At 73.7% G+C, this 14,554-nt stretch carries 3 protein-coding genes; all 3 read right to left on the bottom strand.

What is annotated here, in order from left to right:
- Positions 1–92 precede the first annotated feature (92 nt).
- From ACF1CT_RS23550 to ACF1CT_RS23540, 3 genes are read right to left on the bottom strand one after another with little or no spacing between them, the layout of a single operon-like run.
- Positions 93–1,793 carry an ABC transporter ATP-binding protein gene (locus tag ACF1CT_RS23550; protein WP_391785886.1) on the bottom strand — a complete coding sequence of 567 codons (1,701 nt, stop codon included), beginning with the start codon at positions 1,791–1,793 and terminating at the stop codon, positions 93–95.
- Positions 1,780–12,702: an amino acid adenylation domain-containing protein gene (locus ACF1CT_RS23545; RefSeq protein WP_391785885.1), complete on the bottom strand. Its 10,923-nt coding sequence runs from the start codon at positions 12,700–12,702 to the stop codon at positions 1,780–1,782. The genes ACF1CT_RS23550 and ACF1CT_RS23545 overlap by 14 nt, the downstream gene beginning before the upstream one ends.
- A 46-nt stretch (positions 12,703–12,748) precedes the next feature.
- A complete protein-coding gene (locus ACF1CT_RS23540; RefSeq protein ID WP_391785884.1) occupies positions 12,749–14,548 on the bottom strand; it encodes an ABC transporter ATP-binding protein in 1,800 nt (599 codons plus the stop codon).
- Positions 14,549–14,554 lie beyond the last annotated feature (6 nt).

Genomic DNA, 14,554 nt, shown 5'->3' with positions numbered 1-14,554 from the left:
GGGGGGGCGGGGGGGGGCCGGCCGGGGGGGGGGGGGGGGGGGGGGGGGGGGGGGGGGGGGGGCCCCCCCCCCCCCCCCCCCCCGGCAGGCTCTCACCGGGCCACGGCCCGGCAGTAGTCCGCGTCGCCGGCCAGGAGCGTGCGGTGGGTGCCCTCGGCGGTGACGACGCCGTCGTCCAGGACGAGCACCCGGTCGGCCGCGTCCAGCAGGGCGGGGCTGCTGGTGATCACGACCGTCGTTCGACCGCGGCGCGACTTCGCGATGTTGCGCGCGACGAGCTGCTCGGTGACCGCGTCGACGGCCGTCGTCGGATCGCGCAGCACCAGCACCTCGGTGTCGGCGGCCAACGCGCGTGCCAGGGAGAGCCGTTGGCGCTGCCCGCCGGACAGGTTCGCGCCACGGTCGCGGACCGCGTGGTCGAGGCCGTCGCGATGGAGGGCGACGACATCGGTCAGCATGGACGCCTCGACCGCCTCGGGGATCATCCGGCTGGTGCCCGAGGGATCGATGTTCGTGCGAAGGGTGCCCGCGAAGATCTCGCCGTCGTACGGATTCACCAGCATGTGCGCGCGGACCGCCTCGATCGACAGGTCCGCGATCGGCTGCCCGCCGATCCGCACCTCCCCCTCGTACGCGTCGGGGGCGACGTTCACCGCGAGGACCGAGGCCAGGTCGGCCGCCGCACGCGGCTGGTAGGCGGTGATCGCCACGAACTCGCCCGCGGCCACCTCGAACTTCAGCTCGCGCAGCGTCCCGTACCGGACGCAGTCGACCGCCAGGCCGCCGCCCGCGACCGGACGCCGCTCCCCCGGGGCCGTCACCGGCGGCGCGGAGAGCACCAGCGCCATCCGTTCGGCCGACGCGCGCGCGATCATCACGTACTTGGGCATCTCCGAGAACATCTTGAGCGGTTCGATGATGAACTGCGCGAGGCCCACGGCCATGACCAGTTCCCCGATGGTGATCGCGCCGCCGAACGCCAGCCAGCCGGCCGTCAGCGACACCGCGGCGGCGAGCACCGCGTTGAGGGCCAGCGCGGTGCCCGCGTAGGTGCCGTTCACCCGGGCCACGGTGATCGCCTGGCGCCTCGCGTCCGTGCTGACCTCCCGGTAGGAACGGAACGCCGCGTGGTTGCCGCCGAAGCCGTGCAGCGGGCGCAGGCCGGTGATCAGGTCGGCGACCTTGGCTCCCGCCCGTGCCACCCGGGCCTGCTGCTCGCGGGTACTGGCGCCGATCCGTCTGGACAGCACGGCCAGGACGGAGAGGATCGCGACCGTCCCCACGATCACCAGCAGGCCGAGCCGGATGTCGGCGAGGCCCAGCGCGACGGCCGCGACCACCACCGCGACCAGCGAACTGACCAGCAGCGGCACCACCTCGATGATGTCGGCGGTCTGGTCGGCGTCCTCGGTGGCGATGGTCAGCACCTCGCCGGACTTCAGGCCGGTGTCCCGGGCCACCGGCTGGAGTCCGCAGGCCGCCACCCGCACCCGCCAGCGGTGCGCCTCGGTCGTGTTGGCCTTCTGCAGGGTGCGCATCCCGAACCGCCACGACAGCGACACCGTCGTGATGATCACGGCAAGCGCGCCGATCGACAGGCCCAGCGCGGCCGGACCGCGGTCGCGCATCGTGTGCTCGACGATCAGGCCGAGCGCGATGGGGAAGGCGGTCTCCCCCGCCTGGTACAGACCCATGAGGACGGTGCCCCGGACCATGGCGCCGACGTTGCGGCGCAGCGCGGTCCGCAGGATGTCCGGGCCCGGCCGGGGCCGCTGCGTGTCAGGATTGTTCATCAAGGTGGCGGGCAATCGCTTCCGGGGTTCGCAGGGTGAACAGATCACGGATCGTGATCACAGGACCGTACTCCCGGCGGAGCAGCCCGATCAGCCGCACCGCCAGCATGGAGTGCCCTCCGAGGGACACGAAGTCGCTCACCGCGCTCACCTCGTCGTCGTCAAGGTCCAGTGCCTCGGCGAAGGACGCGCACACCGCGGTCTCGGTCTCCGTCTCCGGGCCGCGTTCCGCCGCCGTGGTCAGCGCGCCGAGCGGCCTGGCCTCCGGCAGCGCCTCGGTGTCGGCCTTCCCGTTCACGGTCAGCGGGATGCTGTCGACCCGGGCGTAGTGGGTCGGGCGCAGGAAGTCGGGCAGCCCCTTGCCGACGTCGGCGGCGACCCGCGCCAGGTCGGCGCCCTCCAGGACGAGATAGGCGGCCAGCCGGTGCGCGCCGTCGGCCCGCGGGTCGGGCTGGGCGACCGCGGCGGCGAAGCGCACCGCCGGGTGCGCCGCGAACGCGGCCTCGACCTCGCCCGGTTCGACCCGGTGTCCGCGGATCTTGACCTGCTGGTCGGTGCGGCCCAGGTACGTCAGGTTCCCGTCGGGGCGGCGCAGGGCCAGGTCGCCGGTGCGGTACATGCGCTCGCCGGGCGCGCCGAACGGGCACGCGACGAAGCGGTGCGCGGTCTGGGCGCTCTGTCCGAGATAGCCGCGCGCGATACCGATGCCCGAGACGTAGAGCTCGCCGGGGACTCCGTCGGGCACCGGCCGCAACCACGGGTCCAGGACGTACACCTCGGTGTTGTCGATGGCCACGCCCACCACCGGGTCCGGGCATTCGAAGGTGCCGACGCCGAGGGTGTTGATGGTGTATTCGGTGGGCCCGTACAGGTTGTAGCCGACCGTTCCGTCGGTCTCGGCGAGCCGTCGCCACAGCGCCGGGGGGACGGCCTCACCGCCCAGCAGGACCAGTGCCGGCCGCCGTGCCGCATCGTCGAGGAGGCCCTCGGCGACCAGTTGCCGGGCGTAGCTCGGGGTGACGTTGATGACGTCGATCGCGTGCTCACGGCAGTACTCGACAAGTCGGGGGGCGTCGCGGCGCAGTTCCTCGTCGCAGATGTGGACCTCGTGGCCGTCGGCCAGCCACAGCAGTTCCTCCCACGACATGTCGAAGGCGAACGACACGGTGTGCGCGATCCTGAAGACCCGGTGGCCGTGCGCGGCGAGGACCGGCTCGAAGATCCGCCGCTGATGGTTGATCAGCATGTTGGTGAGTCCGGCGTACTCGGTCACCACGCCCTTGGGCTTCCCGGTCGAGCCGGAGGTGTGGATCGTGTAGGCGGGATGGCGCAGGCGGTCCGGGTCGTCCGGTGCGAACGTCACGTACGGATCGGCCTCGGGCAGGGGGCGGTCCAGCTCGATCAGGTCGCCGCTCAGCCGGGGCGACACGGTGCTCACGGTGAGGATCGCCTCGGGTCCGGTGTCCGCGACGATCGTCGCGATCCGCTCGTCCGGGTGGTCCAGCTCAAGCGGGACGTACGCGGCGCCGACCCGCAGCACGGCGAACAGCGCCACGATCGAGTCGAGGGAGCGCGGGATCGCCAGGCCCACCGTCGTCTCGGGGCCGATGCCCCGCGCGGCGAGGACACCGGCCAGCGCGCGGCTGCGGTCGCGGAGCCGGGCGAAGGTCATGGCGGCGCCGTGGGCGACGAGCGCGACCCGTTCCGGATCGCGGTCCGCCGCCCGGTCGAAGCGGTCGACGACGGTGTCCGTGCCGATGGGGGTGGGCTCGGCGGCCCGGGGTGCGGGGACCGGGCCCGGCAGCGTGCCCACCCTGCCGGTCGAGCGGGCCAGGTCCTCCAGCACGCGCAGGTAGTCGTCCAGGAGCCGGCGTGCGCCGTCGGAGTCGTCGTCGCGGTGCTCCAGCTTGACCGTGAACCGCTCGCCCGGCGTGACGACCCAGGTGAACGGGTAGTGCGTGGAGTCGTCGGCCCGCACCGAGGTGATGCCGTGCCCGGCGTTCAGCTCGGCGAGCGCGTCCAGGTCAAGGAAGTTCTGCAGCACGAACAGGTTGTCGAACAGGGTGTCGTGGCCGCCGGCCCGTTGGATCTCCCCGAGCCCCAGGTGCTCGTGTTCCATCGCCTCGACCCGGGCCGTCTGCACGGCGGTGAGGTACGCGCCGACCGTGTCGTCGGGCCGCGGTCGCGTCCACTGCGGCACCGTGTTGAGCAGTACGCCGACGATGCCGTCGTGCCCCTCGCCCTCACGGCCCGAGACGGTCACCCCGAAGACGGCGTCGGCCCGGCCGGTGCGGGCGCCGAGGAGGAGGCCGAAGGCGCCGGTCAGCACCGAGTTCACCGTCACCCCGTGCGCTCCGGCCGCCTCCCTTGCCAACTGGGACAGTTCGGCGGACATGGTGTGCACCACGGCGCGCGGCAGGTCGTCCGGGAGGGTGGGGTCCGGCCCGGCGAGCAGGGTGGGGCCCGGCAGTCCGGCCAGGTGCTCCGCCCAGAAGCGGGTCGACGCCCCGGAATCCGCGGCGGCCAGGGACCGGGCGTAGTCCTCGAAGCTCGGCAGGGCGGGTGCGGTGTCCAGGGGCTCGCCCGCGACGACGGCCTCGTAGGCGTCGAAGAGGTCCCGCAGCAGGATCTCGCGGGACCAGCCGTCCCAGAGCAGCAGGTGGTAGCTGAGCAGCAGGCCGTCCCGGCCGTCCGGCAGACGCACCGCGGTCAGCCGGATCAGCGGCGGCTCGTCCGGGTCGAATCCCGTCTCGCGGTCCCGGGCGCGCAGGGCCTCGGCCTCGGCGGCCGTCGAGACGCGGACCGTACGGACACCGACCCGCCGGCCCGCTTTCAGGACCTGGACCGGGTTTCCGTCCTCGTCGGTGGTGAATCCGGCGCCCACGCCCGGGTGCCTGGCGATCACGTGTGCCATCGCCTCGGCCAGCGCTTCGGTGTCCAGCCGCCGGTCGAAGGTGAACCAGCTCTGCGCGACGTAGTGGCCGGCGGTGCCCGCCAGTTGGGCCTGGAAGTACAGGCCGCGCTGGAGCGGGGTGACCGGGGCGGTGCGCTCGGCCGTCGCGGCGGTGTCCGCGATCCGCTCCAGTGCGGCGAGCCAGTGGCCGGTGATCGCGTCGGGTATGCCCTCGGCGAGGGTGAAGGCGGCGTGCAGGCTGCCGGTGGCGTCGTCGGTCCACGCGTTGACCTCGACGGCGTACGGGCTCGTCCGGTCGCCCCCGGTGAGGCGCGGTGCCCGGGACTCGCCGCCCCGGCCCAGGTAGTTGAACAGCACCTGGGGGCGGGCGGTGAGCAGCGGGGCCGTCTGCGGGTTGAGGTACCTGAGGCGTCCGTAGGCGACGTGGTCCGACTCGTCCGGGCGGCGTTCGGCGACCTCGCGGGCGGCCGCGACGGGGTCGGTGTGGGCGGTGAGCCGCACCGGCGCGACGGCGGTGAACCAGCCGACGGTGCGGGAGTAGTCGTGGTGTTCCGGGGCGGGGGCCCGGCCGTGCCGCTCCAGGTCGATCGCGAGGTCGGTGGGCGTCGGCTGCACCAGGGTCAGCGCGGCGCGCAGCGCGCCGCACAGCAGTTCGGTGAGGCCCACGCCGAGTGCGGCGGGTGCGGTGCGCGTCACGCGGTCGCCCGCCTCGGGGCCGAGGACGACCGTGGTCTCGCGCGGGTTGCGGGCCGCGGGCAGCGGCGCGGGGGCCCGGAGCGTGGTGATCCAGTGTCCGAGGCCGTCGGTCTCCGTGGCCGAGCGTGCCGCCAGTGCCTCGGCGTATTCGGCGTAGGACGTGGTGGGCGGTGGCAGCGGCGCCCCGTCCAGGGCGGTGGCCAGGTCGTCCAGGATGATCAGCCAGGAGACGGTGTCGACGGCGAGGTGGTGCGCGGTGACGACCAGGGTCCGGCTCGTCTCCAGCCAGGTGAAGGCGACGACCTCCCCGGATGCGGGGTCGAGTCGCCCGGCGGCCTCGTTCGCGGCGGCCGTCGGGTCGGTCGTGTCCGTGGTGACGACGGTGATCTCGCGGGCGGGTTCGGTGCGCAGGGACCAGACGCCGTGCTCGACGCGCAGCCGCAGCCGGAGGGCCGGATGGGCGGCGACGAGCGCGTTCGCGGCGCGCCGGACCGCGGTGATACCGGTGCCCTCGGCCGTCGCGAGTGTTCTGGCCTGGGCGAACCGGGCGAGCGATCCGCCGAGTTCGCGTTGGCGCAGGATGATGGGGGTGGCGGGCAGCGGGCCGTTCTCGGGGCGGGACGGCGCGGGCGCGGCGGTCCGCGGGTCGCGCGTGCCCGACCGTTCGGCGAGCGCGCGCGGGGTCTTGAACAGGAACACGTCCCGGGGGGCGATCCGCAGGCCGAGCGCCCTGGCGCGGTTGATGACGGTGATGGCGACGATGCTGTCGCCCCCGGCGGCGAAGAAGTCGGTGTCGGCGTCGACGGCGGCACCGGGCAGCGCTGCGGCGAAGACGTCGATGAGTGCGGCGAGTGCGCGGTCGCGGGTGGCCGTCGGGGGGTCGGCCGGTGCGGCCGGTGCGGAACCACCGCTGACCGCCGGGGTGCCGTCCTGTGCTGCGCGCCCGGTCAGGGCCCTGCGGTCCAGCTTGCCGTTGACGGTCAGCGGCAGGGCCTCGGCCGGCAGTACCCGGCCCGGCACCATGTGGGCGGGGAGCGTGGCGGACAGCCGGGCGACGAGGTCGCCGGGAACCCGTCCCACGACGTGCGCGACGAGGTGGTCGCCGCCGTCCGCCACGGTGACGGCCGCGTCGACGACGCCGTCGAGGTGCCTGAGCGCGGACTCCACCTCGCCGAGCTCGATGCGGAACCCCTTGAGCTGCACCTGGTCGTCGGCGCGTCCGACGAACTCCAGCTCGCCGTCGAGCCTGCGGCGGGCGAGGTCGCCCGTGTGGTACATGCGGGAGCCGTCGTCCGTGAACGGGTTCGCCACGAAGCGGGCGGCGGTGAGGCCGGGCCTGCCCAGGTAGCCGAGCGACACCTGGTCCCCGGCCACGTAGATGGCGCCGACCCGGCCCGGCGGCACCGGCCGGAGCCGGTCGTCGAGCAGGTGGACGGCGAGGCCGGGGATCGGGCCGCCGATCGGTCCGGCGTCGCCGCCGGGGCCGAAGTCCGTGTCGGTGAGCACCCGGTGGGTGACGTGGACGGTGGTCTCGGTGATGCCGTACATGTTGACGAGTTCGGGCGCACGGGTGCCGTGCCGCTCGACCCAGCCGCGCAGCCGCCCGAGATCCAGCGCCTCGCCCCCGAAGACGATCCGGCGCAGTGCCGTGACCGGTTCGCCGGCGAGCCGGTCCGCCTCGACGAACCGGTGGAACGCCGACGGGGTCTGGTTGAGCACGGTCACCGCGCGTTCGCGGACCAGCCGGTGGAAGTCGACCGGGGAGCGGGTCAGCGCGTAGTCGGGCACCAGCAGTTCGCCGCCGTGCGCGAGCGCCCCCCACAGCTCCCAGACCGCGAAGTCGAACGAGAAGGAGTGGAACTGGACCCAGACGTCCTGGGGGCCGAAGTCCATGTCGGTCCGGGTGTTGGCGAGCAGCGTCACCACGGCGGAGTGCGGGACGACGACGCCCTTGGGACGGCCGGTCGAGCCGGACGTGTAGATGACGTACGCGGGGTCGTGCGGGCCCGCCCCGGGGCCGGCGGTGTCGGCCCGCGGCAGGTCGTCGCCCTGTACCAGCACCCGGGCGGGCACTCCGGCACGGGCCAGCAGCCGGGCGAGGCGGTCCCGCTGCTCACGGTCCACGAGCACGACCTGCGGGGCGGCGTCGGCGAGGAGGTACGCCAGCCGCTCGTCCGGGTAGGCGAGGTCCAGCGGTACGTACGCGCCGCCCGCGGTGACGACCGCGACGAGGGCCACTACCTGTTCCACGGAGCGCGGAACGGCGACGGCGACCCTGCGGCCCGGGCCGGCACCGGCGGCGCGCAGGGCCGAGGCCAACCCGTCCTTCGCCGCCGCCAGTTCGCCGTAGGTCAGTGACCGGGTGCCGCCGTCGAGAGCGCACTGGGTGACGGCGGTGGCCGCCGGGTCGCGCCGCGCCGCGGCGTCGAAGAGCTCGCTCAGGGTCGTCGGGGGGATCTCCGCCGGGCGCCGGGCGGGGACGGGGGCGGCGTCGCCGACGAGGGCGTCCGGCCGGTCGAGCAGGGCGGCGAGGGTCCGGGTGAAGGTGTGCAGGATCGCCTCGGCGCTCCGGCGGCGCAGCAGTGCCCCGTCGTGGATCAGGACGAAGCGCGGCCGGCCGTCGCGGGTGCGCTCCGCCACCAGCGTCAACGGGTAGTGGGGGGCGCCCTCGTTGGCGATGCCGGTGATGGCCAGGGTGTCGCCGGGGCGGCGCAGGCCGTCCACGTCGGTGGCGACGTCGAACACCACCAGGGTGTCGAACAGCGGGCCCGCGCCGCTCTGTCGGCCGATCCTCGCCAGTGAGACGTGCTGGTGCGCCAGCACCCTGCTCTGGTGCTCCTTCACCGCGGTGAGCAGGTCGCGCGCCGTGGTGGTGGCGTTCCACCGGGCGCGCACGGGGATCGTGTTGATGAACAGCCCCACCATGTCCTCGACGCCGGGCACCTCCGCGTCGCGTCCGGAGACCGTGGAGCCGAACACGACGTCCTCGGTGTGCAGGAGGCCGCCGAGCGTCACCGCCCACGCGCTGTGCACGGCCACGCTCAGGGGCACACCCGCCGAGCGGACGGCCGCGTCGATGCCGGCGGTGGGTTCGACGGCGATGTCGTCGAACCGCTCGGAGGGGGTGTGTCCCTCGGCGACCAGGGAGGGGCCGGGCAGGTCGGCGAGTTCCTCGCGCCACACCCGGTCGCTCTCGTCCTGGTCGCGTGCGGCGAGCCGCCGTACGTGGTCGCGGTGGCCGCCGAGCGGGTACACGCTCCCCGGTGCGTGGTACTCGGCGAGGAGGGCGCGGAGCATCGGCGGCACCGACCAGCCGTCGGCGACGATGTGGTGCACCGTCTGCACCAGGACGGTGTGCCCGGAACCGGCCCGGACGAGGGTGTAGCGCATGAGCGGCCCGGTGGCGAGGTCGAACCCGGCGCGACGGTCCCGCTCGGCGAGGCCGCGGATCTCGTCGTCGGTGAGGCCGGGGCGGTCCAGCGTGGTGAAGGGTGCCTCGGTTCCGCTCTCGACGACGGAGACGACCCGGCCGTCGGCGAGGGCCGTGAACCGGGCGGCCAGGTTGGGGTACAGCGTCAGCAGCCGGGTGGCCGCCGTCGCGAGGCGGTCCGGGTCCACGTCGCCGTCCAGCGTCAGAAGCTGCTGCTCGACGTAGCTGCCCGTCGTGTCGTCGTCGAAGACCGAGTGGAAGTACAGACCCTCCTGCAGCGGGGTCAGCGGCAGGACGTCCCGCAGCGCGGGGCCGTCCAGCTCGTCCACGTCGGCCTGGGTGAGCGGCACCAGGGGGAAGTCGCTGGGGGTGTGGCCGCCCTCCTCCAGTGCGGCCAGGGCGGTCAGGGTCTCGCGGAAGTACCGGGCGAGGGTGGTGATGTCCTCGTCGGTGAACATCCCCTCGGGCCAGGAGACGGTGGTGGCCAGTTCGTAGGCGCCGCTCGCGCCGGGTTCGGCGATCGCGTTGAACTCCAGGGCGCGCGGCAGCCGCATCCTCGGGTCGCGCCGCTCGCCCAGCCGGCCTGTGCCGCCCGCGAGTTGCCAGTTCCCCGCGGAGCCGGCGTCGAAGCGGCCGAGGTAGTTGAAGAGCACCTGCGGCGCGGGCGCGGCGGGCGCGGAGCCGGTCAGGTACCTGAGCACGCCGTGGGGGACGCCGTTGTCCGGCACGCGGGCGAGGTCCTCCTTGACCGACTTGAGGGCGACGGCGAGGTATCCGGGATCGGTGAGGTCGGCGGCGGTGCCGGGGTCCACGGTCACCGGGAACAGGGTGGTGAACCAGCCCACTGTCCGCGAGAGGTCCGGCTCGGCGCCCGCGGTGTCCGCCACGAAGCGTCCTTCGCGCCCGTGCCCCTCCAGTTCGACGTGGGCGAACGTCTGGTCCTGCCCGCGGTCGCGGCGCCACCGGGCGAGGGCGACGGCGAGGGCGGTCAGCAGTACGTCGTTGACACCCGCGTGGAACCTCGCGGGAACCGGGCCCAGCAGTGCGGCCGTGTCCTCGGGCCCGAGCGAGACGGTGTGTGTCCGTTCCCGGGCGACGGTGTCGGTGTCGGCGGGCGCGCGCCTGCCCAGCGGGGCGTCGGTTCCCGGCAGGGGGCGCGCGAAGTACGTGCGGTCGGTGTCGGGGGCGGCGCGTTCCAGCAGCTGCGTCCAGCGCCGGAACGAGGTGCCCACGGGCGGCAGGTCGATCGGTGTGCCCGCGGCGTACTGGTCCCAGGCCGTGGCCAGGTCGTCCATCAGGATCCGCCAGGACACACCGTCGATCACGACGTGGTGGGCGACCAGGACCAGTTGCCGTGCCTCGCGGCGCAGAACGGCGCACAGCATCGCTCCGGCCGCGGGGTCGAGCCCGTCGGTGGCGAGCGCGACGCATTCCTCGACGGGGCGGTCGCTCTCCCGCCGTTCCACGCGCGACCGGCCCGCCCCGGGGATGTCGAAGCCCCAGCGCTCGCCGCGGACCAGCCGGGCGCGCAGCATGTCGTGCCGGTCCAGTACGGCGGCGAGGATCTCGTCCAGGGCGTCGGCGGTCAGTTCCGCGGGGGTGTTGAGGACGACCGACTGCACGAAACCGTCGATCGCGTCCGTGGTCTCGCCGAGCCACCGCACGATGGGCGATCCCACGACGGAACCGGTGGCGACGTCGGCGTGGTCGGTGGCGGAGACGTCCTCGCGGCTCGCCACAGCGGCGAGCGCCCCGAGCACGCTGTGGGTGAAGATCTGCCGGGCGGTGACGTGCAGACCCGCCTCCCGCAACGCGCTCAGCAGGGAGATCGCGAGGATGCTGTCTCCGCCGAGCCGGAAGAAGTCCTGGTCGGCGCCGACCTCCTCCAGTCGCAGCACCGCCGCGGCGGCCTCGCACACCAGCCGCTCGTCCTCGGTGACGGGCGCCCTTCCGGTGCCGGTCACGGGCTCCGGCAGGGCTCGCCGGTCCAGCTTGCCGTTCGCGGTGAGCGGGAACTCGTCCATCACGACGACGCGGGTGGGCACCATGTACTCCACCATGTGCCGGGCGGCCCACACCGTGACGTCGTCGGCCCGGAGGTCCTCGTGCCCGGCGGCCGGGATCACGTACCCCACCAGGTAGGTGCCGCCCGCCGAGTTCTTCTTCGCGACGACGCAGCTGTGCCGTACGCCCGGGTGTTCGGCGAGGCCGGACTCGACGTCCTCGATCTCCAGCCGCATGCCGCGGATCTTGACCTGGTTGTCGGCGCGGCCGAGGAAGTCCAGCGACCCGTCCGGGGCGAATCGCGCCAGGTCGCCGGTCCGGTACAGCCGGGACCCGTCGTCGGCGAAGGGGTTCGCCACGAAGCGGGACGCCGTCAGGCCGGGCGCGTTGACGTAGCCGCGTCCCAGGAGGAATCCGCCCGCGTACAGTTCTCCGCCGACCCCGACCGGGACCGGGCGCAGTTCGTCGTCCAGGACGTAGAGCTGGGTGTTGGGGTTGGCCCTGCCGATCGAGGTGGACAGGCGTTCGGCGGCGTCCCGGTAGATGACGTGGGAGACGCCGATGGTCGTCTCGGCGGGGCCGTAGCCGTGGTAGAGGGGGATGTCGAGCCGGGTGCGGAACCGTTCGTACAGTTCCGGGGTCAGCACCTCGCCGCCGCACCACACGTGTCGCAGGCTGTCGAGCCGACCGGAGTCGCCGACGATCTCCAGCAGCACGTCGAGCATGGACGACACGAGGTAGGTGAAGGTGACGCGCTGCTCGGCGATCACGCTCAGCAGGTGGTGCGGATCACGTTCGCCGCCGGGGCGCAGGATCACCAGTCTGCCGCCGGTCACCAGCGGCAGGAAGATCTCGTTGATGGAGATGTCGAAGGACAACGGCGCCTTGAACAGCGACGCGTCGTCGTGGCCGAAGCCCAGGATCTCGTTCGCCTGCCACAACAGGCGTTCGCTGATCGCCTCGTGCCGGATCATGGCGCCCTTGGGCCGACCGGTCGATCCGGACGTGAACATCACGTAGGCGAGGGACATGCCGGGGACGGACACCTCGGGTCCGTCGGCGGGGTGGGCGGCGAACCCCCAGTGGTCGAGATCGACGGCGACGGCGTCCGGTTCACCCGTGCGGTGCGCGCCCGAGCCGTCGAGCTGGAGGACGGCCCCGGCGTCCTCGACGACCACGGCCCGGCGCTCGGCGGGCCACTGCGGATCGAGCGGGACGAACGCGCAGCCGGCCCGGAGCACGGCGAGGAGTCCGACGACCATGTCGGCACCGCGGCCCAGCGAGATGCCGACGACCTGTTCGGCGGTGAGACCCCGCCGGCGCAGTTCGTGGGCCAACTGACCGGTGTACTCGTCGACCTGGCGGTACGTCAGTGACCGGCGCCGGTCGATGACGGCGACGGCGTCCGGTCTGGTGCGCGCCTGTTCGCGGAACATCTCCATGATCGTCGGACGGACCCGGTCGGCCCGGGTGTCGTTCCATTCGGCAAGGGCCTCCATCCTGGCGGCCGCGCTGGACGGGGCGATGGTGCCGATGGGCCGGTCCGGGAAGTCGGTCAGGTCGTCAAGTGCGAGCTGGGCGTCGGCCACCACGACACCGTCGGGAACGGAGATGCTCCGGCAGTCCGCGTCGACCTGCCAATCCCCTTTTCCGGTACCGCCGTTGCCGACCCATCCGAGAAGATCGGCGAACATCGTGCCCGGGGCGAGGTCCATGCCCTCGGGGCCGTGGCCGGTCGCCCAGTACGCCAGCCCGATGGCACAGGCCTCGGCGATGGTCCGGTCCCCGTGGTCGCCGGTGCGGCGACGCACACCCGCCAGGCGGGTGGGAGAAAGCAGTACGCGAGAAGCACTCGGTTCTCTCATCGAAGACTCAGCATCCTTCCACGACACGAATGTCGGCCCGCCCGACTCAGATTTCCTGACTGCCCTCTCGCCACGCACGCCACAGACGCGCGTACCGGCCGTCCAGGGCGACGAGTTCCCCGTGCGTGCCCTCCTCGACCACACGCCCGGCGTCCAGCACCGCGATCCGGTCCGCCGCCATCGCCTGGGTCAGCCGGTGCGCGACGAACAGCGTGGTCCGGCCCGCGCACGCGGCCAGCACGGCGCGCTCCAGTTCCGCGGCACCCTCGCTGCCCGCCTCCGCCGTCGACTCGTCGAGCACCACCACCGGCGCGCCCCCCAGCACCAGGCGGGCCAGGGCGACCTGGGCGACCTTGGTGCCGTCGAGGCGCTCGCCGCCCTCGCCGACCCTGGTGTGCGGCCCGTCGGGCAGCAGGTCCACCCATGTGCCGGCGCCCACCGTGCGCAACGCCTCCCTCAGCCGGGCCTCGCTCGCCCCGGGCGCGGCGAGCCGCAGGTCGTCGGCGAGCGGACCCGAGAACACGTGCGTCTCCTGCGTGACGATGCTCACCAGGGCCCGTGCGCCGGCCTCGTCCAGACCGGCGAGGTCGTACGGCCCGATGCGCACCGAACCGGCCTGGGGGCTTCCGATGCCGGCGATCAGTGCGGCCAGCGTCGACTTGCCCGCACCCGTCGCCCCCACCAGGGCGAGCGAACCACCGGCCGGGATCGTCAGGTTCACGTCCCGCAGAACGGGTTCCTCGCCACCGGGATAGCCGAACGTGAGTCCCTCCACCGTCACCGGGTACGGCGCGGCGTCCGGCGGCGCGACGGACGGGTCGCCCACCAGCCGGCCCTCCGCGGGCTCCCCCAGCACCCCGACCAGGCGGGTGAGGCTCGCGCCCGACTTCTGCGCCTCGTCGAAGGTGAACATGATGGCGCCCAGCGGGGTGAACAGCCGGTGGAACATCAACGGGGCCGCGGACACCTCGCCCAGGGTGGCGGCGTCGGCCTCCAGCAGGGCGTACCCCACCACGAGGATCAGGACAAGTCCGATGAACTCGGCGCGGTTCTCCCTGCCGACGAAGCGGCCGAAGAACCGGAACACCTCGATGCCGAGGTCGCGCACCCGCCACGACTCCCGGTCGACCCGCTCGCGGACGGCTTCCTCCAGGCGGTAGGCCCGGACCGTGTCGATCCCGTTCAGTCCGCTGATCAGCGCCTGCGCCCGGTCGGCCTGGGCCACCCGCTGTTTCCGGTAGAGCGGTGCGGACCGGGGCAGGTACCAGCGCAGGGCCAGGGCGTACGCGGGCAGCGCGCCCGCTCCGGCCAGGCCGAGCCGCCAGTCCAGCCCGAACATGCCGGCCGTGGCGATGGCGACCAGCACACCTGCCGAGAACACCGTGGGAACGGCCGACCGGATGCCCTTGGACAGGACGGCCACGTCGTCACCGACCCGGGACAGCACATCACCCCGGCCGACTTGCTCGACGCGTGCGCTCGGCATCCCCAGCACCGCGCGGACGGCGCCCTCCCGCAGCCGTGCCAGCAGGTCGGCCCCCACCCGCCCGATCAAGTACGTGGACACGGCGGTGGCCGCCGCGCCGAGCAGCGCCGCGGCCACCATCGTCGCGCCGACGGCGACCAGCAGCGAACGCGACGCGCCCCCGGCCACCCCGTCCACCACCCGGCCCAGCAGGAGCACCGGTAACACCTGGAGCGCCGCCCCGGCCACCGTGGTGAGCACGGTGGAGCCCGTCAGCCACGGGGCGCGGCGGCAGTGCGCCGCCACCCATCGGGCGGCCTCGCGCCCGGTCGCCGTGCGCAGGGTGCTCGCCGGGGCGGCTGGAGTGTCGATGGCAGTCACACGAAG

Origin of the sequence: Streptomyces sp. NPDC014734, assembly GCF_043083325.1 — a bacterium.
Classification (GTDB): Bacteria; Actinomycetota; Actinomycetes; order Streptomycetales; family Streptomycetaceae; genus Streptomyces.
This window is presented reverse-complemented; position numbering and strand designations above follow the sequence as displayed.